The following is a 17,996-nucleotide window of genomic DNA, read 5'->3' on the forward strand; positions in this document are numbered from 1 at the left end:
ATGAAAGAGCTTACGCAAACAGTCATCATTTATCATTGCATTTTACTCGTCATATCCCAATCGCTTGAGCATACGCTCTTTCTGCCGCCAGTCGGGTTCTACTTTGACGAATTGTTCTAAAAATACTTTCTTACCAAAGAACCGTTCCAGCTCTTCGCGGGCCATAATTCCCGTTTTCTTAATCATTTTGCCCCCTTCGCCGAGCAAAATAGCGCGCTGTGTAGCTCGCTCGACCAAAATTTCGGCCTGAACTACAATTATGTCTTCTTTTTCCTTGAAGCCAGTAATAATAACCTCGCTGCTGTAAGGTACTTCTTTCTTATAATTCAGAAATATTTTTTCCCGGATAATCTCTGAAGCAAAGAATCGCTCTGGTTTATCGGTTAGTTCGTCTTTGGGAAAATAGGGCGGGTGCTCCGGTAGACGGGAAAAAATACTATCAAACACCAGATCGATATTAAAGCCGTTCAGAGCCGAAATCGGAATGATTTCCTGGGCCTTGAAATGGGTCTGCCAGTAGGCAATCTTTTCGATTACCTGATCTTGCGTTGCCTGGTCAATCTTGTTGATAAGCAGTAGGATAGGCACTTCCGACTTTTGCAGTCGTACGATAACATCATCTTCATCGTGCTGTTCGAAAATATCGGTTACGAACAGTACTACGTCAGCATCTTCAATGGAGCCGCGCACGAAGCTCATCATCGATTCATGCAATTTATACTGAGGCTTAATAATACCCGGCGTATCGGAGTAAACGAGCTGAAATTCCTGATCGTGGTGTGTTCCATTCAGGATGCCCATAATGCGGTGACGCGTTGTCTGGGCCTTCGAGGTGATGATGGAGAGCCGCTCACCAACGAGCTGGTTCATTAGTGTTGACTTACCTACGTTTGGTTTGCCAACGATGCTTACAAATCCAGCCTTATGATTGGCCGGAAAATTTTCAATCAGTTGTGTATTCATCTTGAGGTGATCCTACTAGCTGACAGCCAGTAGCTTTTGTGGAGAACTCCCAAATTTTAAAAACAGTTTCCGGGGTTCATAAACTTTTTTTACAAAGATAGTTGATTTTATAGAAAATCGTCGTACCTTTGCACTCCAAACATCGCGGGATGGAGCAGTTGGTAGCTCGTTGGGCTCATAACCCAAAGGTCGCTGGTTCGAGTCCAGCTCCCGCTACTAAAGTGGACTGACTACATGAATTTGTAGTCAGTCCTTCTTTTTTGTACTCATTTTTGCTTGAGGATGAGCACATTAGCTCAAAAAAATAATCAGCTTTGGTGGTTCGATATTTTCCATCTTCGTAAATCAACTTTCCTGGAAAAACCGAACCGACTATCTGCTGCTGGACTTCTAGTGGCGATTGCGTATAGTATTTTGGCAAATTGCCCAACATCGTACAACCGTGAGATAGATACTTCGCAAAACTATCATCTTGCATTTGCCATATTTTGAGCGAATCAGTTAGCAAAGTTTGCTTCGTTGTATAAGCCGCTCGCTTCTGCACATACGTATCCCGATCAATAACGCCATCAGCCAGTCTATCATCTTCGCTACAAGCCAATCATTGGTATGGATTCAATTTGTACACCCAGTTATTCAGAAGCGTAAACTCTAGCAGCGGCTTGATTCCGATTAAAGGGGTTAGCCCCACATAGTGTAAGCGCTGTTGGAAAGTTACTTTGTCATTCTGATCTCGATAAGCCAGCCCCTTTTGCTAGTAATTTAGTTCGAATCGGGAAACTAACCATCGGTTGATACTTTGTTGGTAGAAGCCTTCGCTGTAAAAGGTATTACGTGGCGCTATTCCTCGGCTGTGATAAACCCCACCAGGTGTTGAGATGGTAATATCAGTCGTTACTCGTTGATAACCTCCTCTAATTCCAAAATAGCCTGGTGGAATGGGTGTCTGACTAAAAACTAAGTGGGTGCAGAACAGCAATAGCCAAGTGAATATCCCAAAACCAATTTTCATACGATTGAATCAAAGTATTGAGACGTAAGAATACTTGTATTTATTTCCCTGAGGAACGACAAGTCGATTGATAAAACTTTGATTCTGGAGTTTTGAGGATTCGACCGTTCGTGTTTACTTAACTAGATCCACTCACTTTGATATCCATCCATTAGTGTTACCCGGTCGTCTACTAACCTCTCGTCGGTAGCCATCAATGGCTTTTCGGATACAGAATACGTCCGAGTGCTTGCTAATCAACTGGTCAAACCAAACGCTACTGAAGCACCATTGCTAACTGCGACTGGATGAGTCGACACATCGACTCCCAGGTAATATCCCAGGAATTAGCCAGCAAATGTTCATCAACAGTTTTCCAGTTGATTGGCTGCGTGAGTGCGCTCGCGATGTGCTGCTCAAACTCTAACGTTGATTCGGCAATATGAACCGGTGCCCAATTGCCGTAAGCACTCACAACATCATGAATAGGTGTTGACACCACCGGTAAACCCGCAGCCAGGTATTCAGGAGTTTTTGTAGGGCTGATATAACGCGTATGTTCGTTGATGGCAAACGGCATCATGGCAACATCCCAATGGCAGAAGTAAGTTGGCAGCTCCGAATAAAGTTTGAAGCCCAGATAATGAATATTCGGTGCTTTGGGCAAATCGGCCGGATTGATTTTAACTACCGGGCCTAATAAAATAAATTGCCAGTCAGGTCGACGCTCGGCTAAATCACGGAGTAACTGAAGATTCATTCGTTCATCAATAACGCCACTATAGCCAATACGTGGTGTAGGAATGGCCATCAAATCGGCCGGCTCTGGCAAGTCATGGCGAGCGGGTTCAAAATGGCTGTATTCTATACTGCTTGGGAAGGCAAATACGCTGGGGTGTCTGGCCTGTTTGGCTTCGAATAAACTGAGTCCACCCGTAAAAATCAGATTAGCCCGTTTCAACAAGGCGGCCTCCTGCTCCAGCAGATTGGCAGGCGCTCCCAAAAAAGCAGACAGCTCATCCATACAATCGTATATCGTTACCCGGGGGGTAAGATGGTCAGTGAATAACAGAGCCATTGGCGTATAATACCAGGCGATGAAATCGTGGATTTTATGCTGCGTGATTAGTGCATCGACCGCTTCGCGTTGCTGGCGAATCGCATCGGCGGGACTGGTCCCATGCTGTATATGTGGAATAACAACCGTAAGAGTCGGGCTAATTGACCGAACATCCAGCCGATTTTCAGGCCCGTAAATTGGTTCTTCGATAAACCATACCCGCCATTGATGACTGGCCCGGCTCAGCAAATGCTGAGGCCGCTGGTAAACGAAATTCCAGCGCAGATGGGAAAAACAAATCAAATCGGATACCTGGCTGGTCGATAATTCGGTTCTTTCTGAAGTTACTGATTGAGAATGAGCGCTATCTCGGAAATCTAATTCAGGCGTAAGTATGGGTCGATGCTGAAGCATAGATAATTGAAAAAAGAAGATTGATGCGGCCCGGTTCAGGCTACAACGCTATGAACTGAGTGTACTGAAATTTGTTAACGACTCACCCGGATTATGCCCTAAGGTTTTACTTAAAAACAAATTAAACTTATCTAGTAGCTGACGATAGGCAAATAAGCTGAGGTCTGGTCGGCTTGATCCTAAATTTTCGGTGCAACCGCCAACAATCAATGCCTCTCCCGGATTTATGAGTATATGGATCCTACGCCCCCCATTAATGCCTCCGTGTCGGCAGATATTTCGTCTGACAGTTTTTCTCAACTAAAACCGCTCCTGAAACGAATTGCCGAGGCCGCGCCCGATACGGATGCGGAAGGCAGTTTTCCCGAGAAGGCCTTTCAGTGGCTGGCCGGCGCTGGATTATTGGCCATTACGTTACCAGGCAATGCACTCGATTTTAATCAGGGCCAAACCGCCCGGCTGCTTCAGTTACTCAAACAGATTGGCTCTGCGAATCTGGCTGTTGGTCGGGTTTATGAGGGGCATATCAACGCGCTCTATCTGATTCATCTCTATGCGACACCCGAACAACAGTCGATTTGGTATGCCGATGTTTCACAGCATGGCCGACTGTTTAGCGTCTGGAATACGCAGGAAGAAAACGGCGTTCGGATCGAAGCGACGAGTTCGGCGACAGGCGATACGTACCGTTTGCGTGGTACGAAAACCTTTTGCTCAGGTGCGGGCTGGATTCAGCGTCCGTTAGTGACGGGAGAACTTCAACCAACTGCTGAGAGTAATCGCTCACCGGGCTGGCAGATGGCTATTGTGCCTACGGAACGGGTTTCTACGATCGCGCAGGACAGCCAATTCTGGAAGCCGCTGGGCATGCGCGCATCCGCCAGTTTCAAGCTCGATTTTACGGGTGTTGAATTAACAGAAACCGACCTGTTAGGACAACCGGGTGATTATTTGCGGCAACCCTATTTTAGCGGTGGAGCCATTCGATTTGCAGCTGTTCAACTGGGAGGGGCCGAAGCAATCTACGAAGCGACTCGACAATACCTCGTCGATCTGAATCGGACGGGTGATCAGCTTCAGCAAACGCGACTGGCCGAAATGGCGTATTTGATCGAATCTGGAAATCAATGGCTAAAATCGGCCGGTGATAAGACCGATGGGTGGCTGGCCGAAGGTGCTGACTGGACTAAAATCGTTGCTTACGCCAACATGACACGTACCGCAATTGAAGAAATTTGCCTGCGGGTGATGCCTCTTGCCGAACGGTGCGTAGGGGCGCGCGGCTTGCTACGTCCGCACCCCTTTGAACGGCTCCATCGTGATTTGACCCATTACCTCCGTCAGCCGGCTCCCGATGCTACGTTGGTCGATATTGGAAAATACGTACTCAATAACCCGTCAAATGCCGATGAATGCTGGCAATAATTTGGTACTTAATCTGGATGAACAGGCTGCTCAATTGACCGATCTGAGTGAAATTGGCTCGGCCTTAGTTATTGCCCCGCACCCCGACGATGAGTCGCTCGGATGCGGAGGAACGATCGCTCAACTACGTCAACGCGGTTATGCCGTTCACGTAGCGTTTGTCAGTGATGGAACCATGTCACACCCAAATTCAAACGCGTATCCGGCTGAGCGTCTGCGCGATGTACGCGAAGAGGAAGCGAGAGAAGCATTACGTATTTTAGCCATTTCACCCAGCGATTGCACCTTTTTGCGATACCGCGACAGGCAAGTTCCTACCCGAAATGATTCTGGTTTTACAGAGGCAGCGTACCAGATTGCTACGTTGCTTGATCAGCTAAAGCCAACTACGGTTTTTGTGCCCTGGCGACGCGACCCGCATCCGGATCACCGGGCATCCTGGCAGATCACGCAGGAAGCTTTACAACGTAGCATGACTGAGCCCCGAGTGCTGGAGTACCTGATCTGGCTTTGGGAATTAGGAACCGAAGCCGATTGGCCACAGCCTGAAGAAATGCGGGTATGGCGTGTGCCTATTGATACCGTAATGGATCAGCGAAACCAGGCTATTGCAGCTCATCGCTCGCAGGTAACCCGGATGATTGATGACGACCCAACTGGGTTTTATCTATCGCCCGAACTCCTGCTTCATTTCGACAAACCATATGAACGTTTTCTGGAAGATCGGCAAAGACGTTTTGACTAATAATCTGCTCAACTAATCTGTAAATCAGTATGCCTACGCCAAATAATACGTTGAATCAGCAGTATTTCGACGATGTTTATAAAGCGAATGAAGATCCCTGGTCTTTTGAGACTAGCCCATATGAACAACAGAAATACGAAGCGACACTGGCCGCTTTACCGAACAAACAGTACGATTCGGCTTTTGAAATCGGCTGCTCCATTGGCGTATTGACGCAAATGCTGGCTCCAAAATGCCACCGTCTTTTATCAGTCGATGCCAGCGAATTGCCTTTGAAAGCAGCCCGTAAGCGTTTAGCTGACTATCCGACGGTAACGATTCAGCAGATGGCGATTCCGGATCAGTTTCCAGACGGCTCGTTCGATCTGATTCTGCTGTCAGAAGTGGGCTATTATTTTTCGTATTCTGATTTGGCGCGCGTGCGTCAATTATTAATCGATCATCTTCGGCCTAATGGACACCTGTTGTTGGTTCATTGGACGCCCGTCGTGCACGATTATCCTTTAACAGGCGATCAGGTGCACGATTTTTTCCTGGAAACAAGTCGTCCAGGCGGCCAATTAACTCATCTGCTCAATCAGCGCGCGGATACGTATCGGTTAGATTTATTTCAAAAGAAAGTGGACGAGCTTCCGCAAAAGACAGGCGTACGGGCCTAATTCGGCAAGGATATCATAAAATAGATTGATTACCTGCTACGTAAACGCGACTTTCAGTCTGGTTTACAAACTCGCGCAATTGGGAAATTGCTTCAGTAATTGGGACGGCTTTCCACAAAGAAACCCACGTACCAACGATTAGTTTAGCCTCAACCTGTTCCCAAAGCTGACCGAAATGACAGCTTTGTTCCAGTCGGTCGTGAAGCCATTCTACATTCAGTAGCAACGTATCGGCAATCTCCTGAATAGTAGCAACTGATTGACTGTTAGTCTGATTTTGCCAAATTTCTCGTAATAAACGTCGTGCCTGGATGCGATGGATAATCGCGGCAGCAGGTTCAACCAGTTGACACTGATGCGAGCGGTTTAGGCAATCCCAGTAACGTAACTGCTCTGAAAATCCGATATCTACCCGTCCTTCCAAACGTGTTGACGTAGTAACGCGAACGTGCGGGCTTTGACGTACCCGACTATCCATTCGAATCAGAGCGCGGTATAAAGCTTCATCTTCCAGATTAGCTACGTCCGGCAATCCACCCACGCGCTCGTAAGCCGCACAGGTCAGTGCTAAACTAGCCCCAAAATGCTGGAAATGACGTGGCCAGGGATCAAAAGCGAGCGGGTCCAGACTAGCTTCGAGCTGGGCGATCAGCATCCGATACGTAACGTTTCGAAGATGATTCACTCGTACCCGGCTCAGATCAGGTCGCGTTAAAATTCGTCCGCCAACGGCGTCGCAGCCCTGAGCAATTTCAGCTTGCGTATGCGCCAGCCAGCAAGGATCAACAATAGTGTCGCCATCCGTGGAGGCAATAATGCCTTGTGGTCTGCCTACCTGCCGCAGCCGTTTACAGGCTTCATCCATCAGTAAACGACGGGCCGTACCAACGTTCGCTTTTTCAGGTGGCAACTGTATACTCGACACATACAGCGAAAAAGCAGGGTATCTACGCTGATAATCTCGTGCAACCTGTTCTGAACCGTCCGTACAATTATTCAGCAACAATAACACTTCATATCGACGCGCTGGCAGGAGGTTGCCGTCTAGTTGCCGTTGATTACGCAATCCGTCCAATGCCTGCTCCAGATTATCGGCCTCATTGCGGGCAGGAATGATCACGGAAATGCGCAACTGATTATCAGGCGGATGGTGGTCGAATAAGCCAAATTGACGCGCCAGACGAACAGGAAGTACGTTGAGTTGTGGTTTCATTAAGTGTTTTTCGCGCGCTGAGGACGTATCAATTCTTAAAGTGGATAATTAATTAACGAGAAGTGAACCCTATTGTTAAAGGTGTTGGTACATTTCATGGGCCGTTGTGGGCAATACCCTAGCGAAACGGACGTATCGGCAACAAAAGCGATTAACAGCCGGTTAGTAAACGCATTCAGACTACCTATTTTCACGGCCTGTCAGACAACAACGTTATGGAAACAACAAACGAATTTCGTCCGAAATCAGAGCAGATTCCCGGTCAGCAACTCCCGTATCCTGCCCGACAATCGGACATGAACCCTGCCCCCGACAGTAATTTGTCCAATTATAAGCCCGCCGGAAAACTGACGGATAAAGTAGCGATCATCACTGGGGCCGATAGTGGAATTGGCCGGGCCGTAGCCATCGCCTTTGCTATGGAAGGTGCCGACGTCGCCATTGTTTACAATGAAAACACCGACGACGCCCAAACCACGAAAGAGATGGTCGAACGTACTGGCCGCTCCTGTCTGGTGATTCAGGCTGATGTTCGGGACGCAAACGCTTGTCTGGATGCCGTCAAACAAACCGTTGATCGCTACGGCAAACTGAACGTATTGGTCAATAATGCGGCTTATCAGATGGCGCAGGAACATATTGAAGATATTACGGAAGAGCAATTTCGCCGGACGTTCGAGACCAATATTTTCGGTTATTTTTTCATGGTCAAAGCCGCTTTGCCGCATCTTCACGAAGGCGACGCTATTGTCAATACGGGCAGTATCGTGGGTATTGTTGGTAATCCAATTCTGGTCGATTATACAGCTTCTAAAGGGGCTATTCATGCTTTCACCAAATCATTGGCGATTCAGTTGGGGAAGCGCAATATCCGGGTCAACTGCGTAGCGCCCGGCCCCGTCTGGACACCCAACATTCCGGCGACAATGCCCGAAGATGAAGTCAAAAATTTTGGTCACGAAGTTGCCCTCGCTCGTCCTGGACAACCGGAAGAATTAGCGCCTGCGTATGTGCTACTGGCGTCGAGTGAAGGAAGTTTCATTACCGGCAGCATTGTTGAAGTGACAGGCGGGAAATTGGGTTAATCTTAACATAAACCATGCACAAACACTATCCGGAGGAGACAGTCCGCGTGTTGCTCCAAAGCGACCAGGTTTCCGAAAAGACCCGACAGGTTCTTACCGACCGATTGACAGCCTCTGCGGAGTCTCCCCGGTTTTTCTCCAGTCAGGAACTGGAACTACTACGTGCCATCTGCAACCGGCTTATTCCGCAGGATAATCGTTCTGAGTCGATCGACGTAGCAGGGGGCATTGACAAGCGACTGGCGCAACATGGTTCGGACGGCTGGCGATATGATACCATGCCTGCCGATGGCGATGCTTATAAACAGGGCTTAGCCGGAATCGAAGAGACAGCCCATGTATTGTTTGGACAACCATTTCAGCAATTGGCCGAGGCCCAGCAGGATGAACTGCTGAGCCAGATTCAGCGAGCCGAAGCGCCGGGTACAATCTGGTCGACTATGCCTGCCAACCGGTTTTTTGAAGAACTGCTAACCGAAGCCGCCCACAATTTTTACAGTCATCCGCTGGCGCAGGAGGAAATCGGGTACGTAGGTATGGCCGACGTACCGGGTTGGCAACGTATTGGCCTGAATCAACTGGAATCGCGTGAACCGAGAATCGTGAATGAATAGAAATGATGGGCGATTGCAAAACAATTGCGTTCATCATTTCTTTTATAGTGTTCATTCTGATTCGAGAACATGGGGTATTCAACGACCGAACCGGTTGATGCTGTGGTAATTGGAACGGGCGCTGGCGGTGCTCCTTTATTGGCCAGACTAGCCAGAGCAGGCTTAAACGTAGTAGCGCTCGAAGCCGGGAAGCACTGGAAGCCAGCCACCGATTTTGCTACAGACGAAAAAGAGCAGGAAAAATTATTCTGGACCGACGAGCGCCTGAGTGCCGGAGCCGATCCGATTCCGTTTGGCAGCAATAATTCCGGTACGGGCGTTGGCGGATCGACGTTGCATTATACGGCCTACACACCCCGCGCCCAACCCGACGATTTACAACTTCGCACTGACTTTGGCGTTGGTGAAGACTGGCCTTTCGGTTACGATCAGCTAGAACCTTATTACGACGAAGTCGAACAGTTTCTGGGCATTTCGGGCCCATCGCCTTACCCTTGGGGGCCTGCTCGAAAACGGGCGTATGCATTAGGTCCGTTACCCATCAACGGGGCTGGGCAATTGATGCAGAAAGGCTGTGACAAAGTAGGCGTCAAAACATCGCCAGCGGCCAATGCGGCTTTATCGGCAGGCTATTACCAGGAGGGCGTTGGTCATCGTCCGGCCTGCACCAATCGCGGTTTTTGCCAGGCAGGTTGTTCTACCGGCGCAAAAGCCAGTATGGACGTAACGTATATTCCACTAGCGCTACGTTACGGTGCAGAAATCCGTTCGGAAAGCTTTGTTACACAATTAATCCCCGATTCTTCAGGCCGAATTCGCGAGGTTATCTACGTTCGAAATGGGCAGGAAGAACGGCTGCGTTGCCGGTACGTATTTCTGTGCGCGGGCACCATTGAAACCGCCCGATTACTGCTTCTTAATAACCTGGCTAACAGCAGTGGACAAGTTGGGCGGAACCTGATGGCGCATACGGGTTTGCAGATTTGGGGAGAGTTCGATGAGGACATACGTCCCTACAAAGGAATTCCGGGAGCACTGATTTCGGAAGATATGCACCGGCCTCAACAGGCCGATTTCGCCGGTGGTTACCTGCTCCAGTCGATTGGCGTTATGCCGCTCACGTATATAACTCAGATGGCCCGGGCGCGTGGTTTGTGGGGGCAGGCGTTGAAACAGGCTGCGCTGGCTTATAACCACGTAGCAGGCATCAATATCCTGGGCGACTGTTTGCCCGACTCAAAAAACTATCTGGAATTATCGGATGAGAATGACATCCGTGGGCTACCCAAACCACGTATCTATTTCTCAAACGGCGAAAATGAAAAACGAATGACGGCCCATGCGGATAGGGTGATGCGCGAAATCTGGTCGGCGGCCGATGCTAAAAATGTTTGGGCCTTTCCGCGGAACGCGCACGTTATCGGTACGTGTCGCATGGGCACAAATCCGGCTTCGGCGGTGGTCAATGCCGATGGCCAATCGTTCGATATTCCCAACCTGTTTATTAGTGATAATTCAACGTTCCCGAGTGCGTTGAGCGTGAATCCTGCCCTGACAATCATGGCTTTGGCTCTTCGCACCGCCGACCGGTTTCTCGAACGTTACAAGTAAATAGTTACGGGCATTTCTTCCGCAATAGATGACAACGTTATGACGCAAAAAGGCTTTTTAGGACGTATTAAAAAACAATACGGCGACGGAAATTACGCTGGCGATCAGTTTGGCGGAGCGGCTGGCCACGATGGGAGCGGTTTGCCCGTTGATAATCCCGGCAATTTCATGTTTGCGACCGGTATTGAATGCTCGTATCCTATTGTTCAAAAAGATAAAATAAGACGGGATTTATTGCAGGAATGTGGTCATTACGACCGTTGGAAAGAAGATCTCGGACTAGTTAAAGAAATGGGATTGAACGTATTACGTTACGGTCTTCCCTATTATAGTATTCATCAGGGGCCGGGCAAATTTGACTGGAGTTTCGCCGACGAAGCAATGGCGGAAATTAAACGGCTGAAAATAACGCCCATTCTGGACCTGATGCACTTTGGTTTGCCCGACTGGATCGGCGATTACCAGAACCCAGATTTACCTGTTCTTTTTGCTCAATATGCCGGTGCGGTGGCCGAGCGCTATCCGTGGGTACGTTTCTATACGCCCGTCAACGAAATCTACGTAACGGCTCGTTTGAGTGGGAAAGAAGGAGCCTGGAATGAGCAACTCAAAACCGATAAAGCCTTCGTGACGGCGCTCAAACACTGCGTAGCGGCCAGCATCATGGGCAATCACGAAATCGCCAGACGCCGAAACGACTGCGTGATTGTCCAGAGCGAAAGCGCTGAATTCACCCATGATCTGTCGGCCACTCCTGATCCGCAATTGACCCTCGAAAACGAACTTCGTTTTCTGTCATTAGACCTATTGTATGCCAACCCTCCGTCGACAACGGTGGCCATGTACATGATGGATAACGGGCTGACGCGTGAAGAGTACGATTGGTTTATGGCTGGCAAACCGCCTGGTTATCAGATCATGGGAAATGACTATTATGGCCGGAACGAACGGATCAGACTGCCCGACGGCTCCATTAAAATCTCCATGGACGTACTGGGTTGGTACGAAATTACAAAAGACTACTACGAGCGCTACCGGATGCCCGTCATGCATACGGAAACGAATGTTTTCGAAGCCGATTTAGCCCCCATCTGGCTGTTCAAACAATGGGTAAGTATTATGCGGATGCGCCGGAACGGTGTACCCGTAATAGGCTTTACCTGGTATAGCCTGATTGATCAGATAGATTGGGATTCGCAGCTTAAAGAAGTGAATAACAACGTAAACGCCTGTGGTCTCTACGATCTCGACCGCAAGCCCCGCCCCGTTGCTGAAGCCTATAAAACACTGCTGAAAGAGTTTGGTCAGATCACAATTGTACCTCACGCTGAGATGCTTGAAATCACGGAGCGCCCCGCCCGATTGAAAGTACCTACGTAATCCATAAACGCCTGTGCTATATTCGGTTAACAAGACGCAACTTAACGTAATTGAAGCGGGTAGCGGGCCACTGGCACTCGTATTTCTGCACTATTTTGGGGGCTCGGCACTGGAATGGCAGACGGTTATGAACTCACTGGCCGATCAGTACCGATGCATAGCCGTCGACCTGCGCGGACACGGTGATTCGGAAGCGCCGACTACTTCTTTTTCAGTCGAGACAATGGTTGAAGATATTCGGCAACTGTTGCAACGACTGAACATTCAGCGGTTTGTCCTGATTGGTCATTCGATGAGCGGGAAAGTAGCGCTGGCGCTGGCGAGTCAACAACCGAAGGGCCTTCAATCGCTGGTGTTATTCGCGCCATCACCCCCCGTCCCAGAACCGATTCCGGAGGATGACCGGCAGGAGATGCTGGCTACACACGGGCAGCGGGAAGCAGCCGAGCAAACCGCTACGAAAATTACCGTAAAATCCATAAGCGAATCGGCTAGAAACCAGATCATTACGGACAATCTCCGTACATCTGAAGTGGCCTGGAATGCCTGGCTGATGCTAGGCAGTAAAGAAGATATTTCGGCGCAGATGACGGCCATTCAGGTGCCGGTAGCTATACTCGCTGGGTCAGCCGACAAAGCGCTCTCGCCAGAGGTCCAGCCGACTAAAACGCTACCGTATTTGAAGGGTGCTACTCTGGAAATCGCTGAAGGTGTAGGCCATTTGTTGCCTTGGGAAACACCGGACGACGTAATACGTTTTATTCGGAAACAACTGCCGAACTAAAACGCCTGCCTATTGAGCTATGCCTTCGCTTACGCGTCCATCAGCCACTGAAGTGCCGACATTGGCCGATTCGACAGATCGATGGGGGACGTATCGTTTAAAGGAAGTTTTATTACCGGTGAAGCCATTGACCGAGTTAATCAGATTGACAAGGTTTTACGGAAAATATCCGGCTTTTGCCGCACACGCGCTATCCTCCGAATACGCCTGGTTTATAAACCGCAATTACGATCACTGGATTTTACCTGAACAACGTAGCATCAGCTACTCATTCGAAGCCCGAAATAGATTTCGAACCTGTAGTTGATCAACGACTTGTGCTTTATAGTACCGGCCAATGGGCAGCGTCTGGCCCGGTACGTTGATGGACGTTTCGGTCATGGACAGAATTTTGGATTTCGCGACGATAAACGACCGATGAATGCGCAGAAACTGCTCGCCAGGTAATAGGTCTTCATAATATCCCAACGTTTGGCGAGTCGTGACCTGTCGGGTTTGGGTCGTGATTCTGACGTAGTCCCGTAAACTTTCCAGCGAGATAATTTCACCGAGATTAATCCGAATCAACTGCCGCTCTTCTTTGACGAACAAAAAAGGCTCGTCGGCAATTACGGGCGTCGGTTGTGGAGTCAATCGCTTCTGCGTGAACGCTTTACCAACCGCTTTAATGAAACGCTCGAACGGAATGGGTTTAATCAGATAATCCAATACATCCAGTTCGTAACCGTCCAGCGCATACTCCCGATAGGCCGACGTAATGATCGTTTTTGGTGGGCTCGACAACGCCCACTGAGGCATGGTACGTAGCAATTCCAGACCCGAAAGCTGCGGCATCTGAATGTCCAGAAACAACAGATCGACCGGTCTGTTTTGGAGTAACGTAAAGGCTTCAACCGCCGACCGGCACTTACCAATCAGTTCCAGCCCGTCGACCTGCTGAATGTATGCGGCCAGTACATCCAGCGCGATAGGTTCGTCGTCAACCAGCAAACATTTGATCTTCATTCGTCTTTTCTGGTCTAAAATCGCTACTGGTTAACGTAATGGTCAGGGTAGCCAGATACGTGCCCGTGCCGTTACGTTGCCGAAGCTGGTGCCGATTGGGGTAAATTAATTGTAGTCGTTTAACAATGTTCGATAACCCGATTCCGGTTGCGGGCGTCTGGTTGTTTAGTTCAGGTTTACTGTTTTCGACTTTAAAAACTAGTTCGGTCGGGTTCACCGTAAGCTGAATCTGAAGCCACGCGTCATCTAACTGACGACTTATGCCATGTTTAAACGCATTCTCGACAAATGGCAGTAAGAGCAGCGGGGCAATAAAGAGCCGATCGGTAGAACCGCTAACCTGTACGGACAGATGCAGTCGCTCACCATAGCGAATGCGTTCCAACGCCAGATAATTCTCTACATAAGCAATCTCTTTGGGGAGTGGTACCTGAGCCAGATTGCCCTCGTAGAGCATATACTGCATCAACTGCGCCAACCGTAACACCACTTCGCCCGCTTTCTGAGCATCCTGGCTGGTTAGACCGTAGAGGTTGTTGAGCGTATTGAACAGAAAATGCGGATTGATCTGATCCTTCAGCGACTTCAACTCAATACGTTGATTAGCAATTACTAACTGCTGATTCAGTTGCTGTTGCCGAAAGCCGAAACGTATCATGTGGAAACCAATCAGCAGCCCGGACGTACAGAGCAGGTAAAAAGCGCAGAGCATAAACCAGCCCCAATCCCAGGGTTTCTCGGTACGCAGGCGGGCTGGCTCAAACGGAATTAGATACAGGTAATACGTGCCTTCCCAGTATAGAATTCCGCAAATCAGCAGGGCTATCAGGGTCAGCAGGCTGAAATGAACGTAGCGTTGGGTTAACAGGTACGTTGGAATCAGGAAATACAACGTAACGTAGGTGAAAATCAGTTGCGCGGGTAATTGCGCCAGCGCCGAGAGCAGATTCGCTACGTAGCGGTGTTCGAATTTGTCAATCGCCAACACCTGCACCCCGATATAGCACAGCCAGGCCACAAGGTGAATGAGGATTTCCCGATAAACGGACGGCTGAAGTGGCGGCATGAGGCAAAAACGAATAACCCCCAAATTAGTGAATTCGGTGCTACGTTCATGCACAAAAAACGGAATCGCTTTTTGCCGATGATAAACGACCGTCAATGTGCGACAGAATACAGATTTACTACGCGAAAGGTGTCGAACGGAGCTCAACGGCCGTCTGTCTCAGGCAGATAGCTTTCTGTCGTATGGGTTTGGCTTGCCGGCGGGGCTGCGTAATATTTACGACTACCAACCTACGATGAAAAAGACCGGCTGACTTCTACATTGGGTCAGTCGGCTTTATCAGGGTTGCAAAGATAAAAGCCTGTTAACTACTGCTCCTGACATGAACGTATGTCGACTCTATATGCTGTTTCTGGCTGTTGTTGCTCTGTCGCAAAGTGCTGTGGCCCAGGCTAGCAAGTACGGATTTTATGTTGATGGACGGCAGAATCGAATAGAGATCCCTTTCGAGTACCGGTCGAATCTGATCATCATTCCCGTTTGTATCAATGATCAGCAGCCGATGCATTTTATCGTCGCTACGGGCGTTAGTCACACGATTATTACCGATCCAGATGCCTTTCAGCGCAATACGTTCGTGGCAAGCCGAACCATCAAATTAACGGGTGTAGGTGGGTCAAACGCACTCCTGGCCTCGGTATCTGCCGGAAATTCACTACGTCTGGGTAAACTCCAGAGTGATCTGCACACACTGATTGTCCTGAGCGAAGACATCATGCGTTTATCTGAGTACGCCGGTATGCCAATTCAGGGGATTATTGGCTATGAACTCTTTGCTAACCTGGTCGTTACGTTGGATTTTGACCGCCAGATCATGACGCTGATCAAGCCTGATAAATACAAGTACCGTTCCGCTGATGGCGAAAAATATCCAATTTCTATTCAGGATAAGAAAATCTATACAGATCTGTTGTCTGTATCCAACGGTCGGGATTGGGTGCCGCTACGTGTCATCATTGATACGGGGGCTGGGCAGGCTCTGTTACTGGATCGGTTTCGGCATTGCCAGGTGCCAGTGCCCAATAAAGTCATTCCGGTATCGCTGGGGAAGGGCCTGACGGGTGAAGTTCGGGGTGAATTAGGGCGTTTATCCACCATCCGGGTTGGACGTTGTGTGCTGACAGATGTGCTGGTGGCGTATCCCGACAGTCTGGATTTTGGTCTGAAACTGGCTCAATTACCCGAACGTCAGGGAAATATCGGTTGTGAGCTGCTACGTCGGTTTCGCGTTACGTTCAATTATCCTGCTGGTTATCTGGTTATGAAGCCCGTAAAACGATTGACCCGAGAACCATTCGCCTACGACATGAGTGGGCTGGAGCTGCGCGCCCGTGGAGCCGGGTTTGATCAATACGTTATAACGCAGGTCGTTAAAGATTCACCCGCCGAAAAAGCGGGTGTACGGGTTGGTGATGAGTTGCTTTGGGTGGATAACAACCCCGCCACCCAGCTCACAATGGGCGAAATTTACAAACTGTTGCTGGCTGGCGAAGGGAAGCAGGTTACCATCATTATACGGCGTCAAAGTCAGGTTAGCCGGCATCAGATTTTGCTCAAACGACTCATTTAGTTACCCAGACAGTATTTCTCAACCCTTACTAAAAGCAGCATAAAACATGAATAAACTCTTTACGATGGGTCGGCTTTTGTTTGCCATCGCCATACTGGCGCTTGGCGTAGTACACCTCGTCACGGGTAATTTTCCTACCAGCTTATTGCCCATTCCGGCTGATTTTCCAGCCCGATCCGCACTTGTTTTAGTGATGGGTCTATTTTTGACTGCATGTAGTCTGAGCCTGGTTCTGGCGTGGAAAGCGGATAGGGCGGCTTTAAGTTTGGGGCTGCTTTTTTTGCTGTGCGCCTGTTACCCGCATCTGATCAACTTATTCGCGAACTGGTTTGCGGGTGGTACGTGGACGGTATTCGGCGAGTTACTGGCGCTCAGCGGGGGCGCGTGCTACGTAGCAGACCGGCTGAAATTACCGGCAGATACCGTTGGCAGGATTCGCTTCAACGTAGCAAAGTGGGGTAAATGGCTTTTCGCGGTTTCACTGGTAATTTTTGGTATTCTTCATTTTCAATACGGGGCTTACGTTGCTACGTTGATTCCGGCCTGGATACCCACTCGTTTATTCTGGGCCTATTTTGTCGGTGTAGCCTTTGTGGCAACGGCTATTAGCCTCATCATCAATCGGCAGCAAGTGCTCGCATCGGGCCTGCTGGGGGTTATGTTTTTACTCTGGGTGCTGGTTTTACACATACCACGCGCGCTTGCCAAACCGCAATCAGAACCCGAATGGACCAGTTTATCCATCGCGTTGGCCATGAGCGGTATTGCCTTCTTCCTAGCGGGTGCCGAGCGCCAGAAAACGGAAGTGTTACGTTCTGCGCCGTTTATCAGAACAACCGTTATGAATCCGTAAAAGTAATGCTCCAGTAATTCCGATAAGTTCTCAAACTTTACCGACGCTACCCCTGCTTTTGGTTCATTAATTTTGGGGCAGATAATCTGTTCGTAATCAATTGGCTAGAATCATGGTGAACTATCAGGAGTTAATTACGCAAGCCTACCACACCTTTAATGCCCGCGATATTGACGCTGTGCTGAACCTAATGCAACCCGACGTAGACTGGCCGAACGGTTGGGAAGGCGGCTATGTAAAAGGCCACGACGAAGTACGCAATTATTGGCTTCGGCAATGGCAGGAACTTAATCCTAACGTAACACCGATTTCGTTCAGTGAAACCCCGGATGGCCGTATCGATGTAACGGTTCATCAGTTTGTAAAAGACCTCGAGGGGAACGTAGTGGCCGATGAACTCGTCAAGCATATCTATACGATGGAGTATGGTAAAATTAAACGAATGGATATTCAACCTACTTACTCTTAGAAACGGCCCATCTTTTACACTCTGCACCAGCCTGAACAAAATGTGTTTTGGGCTGGTGTTTCATTTTACCCATGCCTGTCTGGCTTACA

The 17,996-nt window shown here is 49.1% G+C and carries 17 protein-coding genes and 1 tRNA gene; 13 read left to right on the top strand and 5 right to left on the bottom strand.

The features are described 5' to 3' along the window. Window positions 1–42 precede the first annotated feature (42 nt). Complete coding sequence (gene era, locus ACYVF1_RS02355) at window positions 43–963, bottom strand: GTPase Era (protein ID WP_461075226.1); 921 nt, start codon at window positions 961–963, stop codon at window positions 43–45. Window positions 964–1,106: 143 nt separating this feature from the next. Between era and ACYVF1_RS02360 the strand changes: the two genes are divergently transcribed. Beyond that, a tRNA-Met gene (locus tag ACYVF1_RS02360) sits at window positions 1,107–1,179 on the top strand. Window positions 1,180–2,231: 1,052 nt separating this feature from the next. Here ACYVF1_RS02360 and ACYVF1_RS02365 read toward each other — a convergent pair. Further along, window positions 2,232–3,428, bottom strand: coding sequence for a glycosyltransferase (locus ACYVF1_RS02365; protein WP_461075228.1), 1,197 nt, complete (start codon window positions 3,426–3,428; stop codon window positions 2,232–2,234). 234 nt (window positions 3,429–3,662) lie between these two features. On the opposite strand from ACYVF1_RS02365, the gene ACYVF1_RS02370 reads away from it, so the two are divergent. From ACYVF1_RS02370 to ACYVF1_RS02380, 3 genes are read left to right on the top strand one after another with little or no spacing between them, the layout of a single operon-like run. Beyond that, window positions 3,663–4,853, top strand: coding sequence for an acyl-CoA dehydrogenase family protein (locus tag ACYVF1_RS02370; protein WP_461075230.1), 1,191 nt, complete (start codon window positions 3,663–3,665; stop codon window positions 4,851–4,853). Beyond that, a complete protein-coding gene (locus ACYVF1_RS02375) occupies window positions 4,837–5,598 on the top strand; it encodes a PIG-L deacetylase family protein (RefSeq protein WP_461075232.1) in 762 nt (253 codons plus the stop codon). Before ACYVF1_RS02370 ends, ACYVF1_RS02375 begins: the two co-directional genes overlap by 17 nt. Window positions 5,599–5,627: 29 nt before the next feature. Beyond that, window positions 5,628–6,257, top strand: a complete 630-nt coding sequence (locus tag ACYVF1_RS02380) for a class I SAM-dependent DNA methyltransferase (RefSeq protein ID WP_461075234.1) — start codon at window positions 5,628–5,630, stop codon at window positions 6,255–6,257. 13 nt (window positions 6,258–6,270) lie between these two features. Here ACYVF1_RS02380 and ACYVF1_RS02385 read toward each other — a convergent pair whose 3' ends face one another. Beyond that, the gene (locus ACYVF1_RS02385; protein ID WP_461075236.1) at window positions 6,271–7,470 is read right to left on the bottom strand and encodes a glycosyltransferase family 2 protein; all 1,200 of its coding nucleotides are present in this window, start codon (window positions 7,468–7,470) and stop codon (window positions 6,271–6,273) included. Window positions 7,471–7,685: 215 nt separating this feature from the next. Here ACYVF1_RS02385 and ACYVF1_RS02390 point away from each other — a divergent pair, with 215 nt between their 5' ends. The 6 genes from ACYVF1_RS02390 to ACYVF1_RS02415 all read left to right on the top strand — a co-directional run bounded on the left by ACYVF1_RS02390 (window position 7,686) and on the right by ACYVF1_RS02415 (window position 13,251). After that, complete coding sequence (locus tag ACYVF1_RS02390; RefSeq protein ID WP_461075238.1) at window positions 7,686–8,555, top strand: glucose 1-dehydrogenase; 870 nt, start codon at window positions 7,686–7,688, stop codon at window positions 8,553–8,555. 14 nt (window positions 8,556–8,569) lie between these two features. After that, on the top strand, window positions 8,570–9,169 hold the full coding sequence (locus ACYVF1_RS02395; protein WP_461075240.1) for a gluconate 2-dehydrogenase subunit 3 family protein: 600 nt from the start codon (window positions 8,570–8,572) through the stop codon (window positions 9,167–9,169). A gap of 69 nt (window positions 9,170–9,238) precedes the next feature. Then, window positions 9,239–10,780 carry a GMC family oxidoreductase gene (locus ACYVF1_RS02400; RefSeq protein ID WP_461075242.1) on the top strand — a complete coding sequence of 514 codons (1,542 nt, stop codon included), beginning with the start codon at window positions 9,239–9,241 and terminating at the stop codon, window positions 10,778–10,780. A gap of 39 nt (window positions 10,781–10,819) precedes the next feature. Further along, a complete protein-coding gene (locus ACYVF1_RS02405) occupies window positions 10,820–12,160 on the top strand; it encodes a family 1 glycosylhydrolase (protein ID WP_461075244.1) in 1,341 nt (446 codons plus the stop codon). Window positions 12,161–12,173: 13 nt separating this feature from the next. Beyond that, window positions 12,174–12,944, top strand: a complete 771-nt coding sequence (locus ACYVF1_RS02410; RefSeq protein WP_461075246.1) for an alpha/beta fold hydrolase — start codon at window positions 12,174–12,176, stop codon at window positions 12,942–12,944. A gap of 19 nt (window positions 12,945–12,963) precedes the next feature. Next, complete coding sequence (locus ACYVF1_RS02415; RefSeq protein WP_461075248.1) at window positions 12,964–13,251, top strand: hypothetical protein; 288 nt, start codon at window positions 12,964–12,966, stop codon at window positions 13,249–13,251. On the opposite strand, the gene ACYVF1_RS02420 is transcribed toward ACYVF1_RS02415, so the two are convergent. Then, window positions 13,209–13,949, bottom strand: coding sequence for a LytR/AlgR family response regulator transcription factor (locus tag ACYVF1_RS02420; protein ID WP_461075250.1), 741 nt, complete (start codon window positions 13,947–13,949; stop codon window positions 13,209–13,211). The genes ACYVF1_RS02415 and ACYVF1_RS02420 overlap by 43 nt on opposite strands. Further along, a complete protein-coding gene (locus tag ACYVF1_RS02425) occupies window positions 13,924–15,111 on the bottom strand; it encodes a sensor histidine kinase (protein ID WP_461075252.1) in 1,188 nt (395 codons plus the stop codon). The genes ACYVF1_RS02420 and ACYVF1_RS02425 overlap by 26 nt, the downstream gene beginning before the upstream one ends. A gap of 226 nt (window positions 15,112–15,337) precedes the next feature. On the opposite strand from ACYVF1_RS02425, the gene ACYVF1_RS02430 reads away from it, so the two are divergent. The 3 genes from ACYVF1_RS02430 to ACYVF1_RS02440 all read left to right on the top strand — a co-directional run bounded on the left by ACYVF1_RS02430 (window position 15,338) and on the right by ACYVF1_RS02440 (window position 17,907). After that, on the top strand, window positions 15,338–16,585 hold the full coding sequence (locus tag ACYVF1_RS02430) for an aspartyl protease family protein (RefSeq protein ID WP_461075254.1): 1,248 nt from the start codon (window positions 15,338–15,340) through the stop codon (window positions 16,583–16,585). A 46-nt stretch (window positions 16,586–16,631) separates the two neighbouring features. Continuing rightward, entirely contained in the window at window positions 16,632–17,438 is an 807-nt protein-coding gene (locus ACYVF1_RS02435) for a hypothetical protein (RefSeq protein WP_461075256.1), read from the top strand. Between the two features lie 112 nt (window positions 17,439–17,550). Further along, window positions 17,551–17,907: a nuclear transport factor 2 family protein gene (locus tag ACYVF1_RS02440; RefSeq protein WP_461075258.1), complete on the top strand. Its 357-nt coding sequence runs from the start codon at window positions 17,551–17,553 to the stop codon at window positions 17,905–17,907. The last annotated feature ends 89 nt before the right edge of the window (window positions 17,908–17,996 follow it).

Source organism: Spirosoma flavus (assembly GCF_054778555.1).

Bases quoted from the DNA above. Each gene is read 5' to 3' on its own strand.
- ACYVF1_RS02405 (WP_461075244.1), top strand. From the start codon at position 10,820: ATGACGCAAAAAGGCTTTTTAGGACGTATTAAAAAACAATACGGCGAC.
- ACYVF1_RS02415 (WP_461075248.1), top strand. From the start codon at position 12,964: ATGCCTTCGCTTACGCGTCCATCAGCCACTGAAGTGCCGACATTGGCC.
- era (WP_461075226.1), bottom strand. From the start codon at position 963: ATGAATACACAACTGATTGAAAATTTTCCGGCCAATCATAAGGCTGGA.
- ACYVF1_RS02390 (WP_461075238.1), top strand. From the start codon at position 7,686: ATGGAAACAACAAACGAATTTCGTCCGAAATCAGAGCAGATTCCCGGT.
- ACYVF1_RS02395 (WP_461075240.1), top strand. From the start codon at position 8,570: ATGCACAAACACTATCCGGAGGAGACAGTCCGCGTGTTGCTCCAAAGC.
- ACYVF1_RS02440 (WP_461075258.1), top strand. From the start codon at position 17,551: ATGGTGAACTATCAGGAGTTAATTACGCAAGCCTACCACACCTTTAAT.
- ACYVF1_RS02435 (WP_461075256.1), top strand. From the start codon at position 16,632: ATGAATAAACTCTTTACGATGGGTCGGCTTTTGTTTGCCATCGCCATA.
- ACYVF1_RS02430 (WP_461075254.1), top strand. From the start codon at position 15,338: ATGAACGTATGTCGACTCTATATGCTGTTTCTGGCTGTTGTTGCTCTG.
- ACYVF1_RS02375 (WP_461075232.1), top strand. From the start codon at position 4,837: ATGAATGCTGGCAATAATTTGGTACTTAATCTGGATGAACAGGCTGCT.
- ACYVF1_RS02400 (WP_461075242.1), top strand. From the start codon at position 9,239: ATGGGGTATTCAACGACCGAACCGGTTGATGCTGTGGTAATTGGAACG.
- ACYVF1_RS02365 (WP_461075228.1), bottom strand. From the start codon at position 3,428: ATGCTTCAGCATCGACCCATACTTACGCCTGAATTAGATTTCCGAGAT.
- ACYVF1_RS02385 (WP_461075236.1), bottom strand. From the start codon at position 7,470: ATGAAACCACAACTCAACGTACTTCCTGTTCGTCTGGCGCGTCAATTT.
- ACYVF1_RS02370 (WP_461075230.1), top strand. From the start codon at position 3,663: ATGGATCCTACGCCCCCCATTAATGCCTCCGTGTCGGCAGATATTTCG.
- ACYVF1_RS02420 (WP_461075250.1), bottom strand. From the start codon at position 13,949: ATGAAGATCAAATGTTTGCTGGTTGACGACGAACCTATCGCGCTGGAT.
- ACYVF1_RS02380 (WP_461075234.1), top strand. From the start codon at position 5,628: ATGCCTACGCCAAATAATACGTTGAATCAGCAGTATTTCGACGATGTT.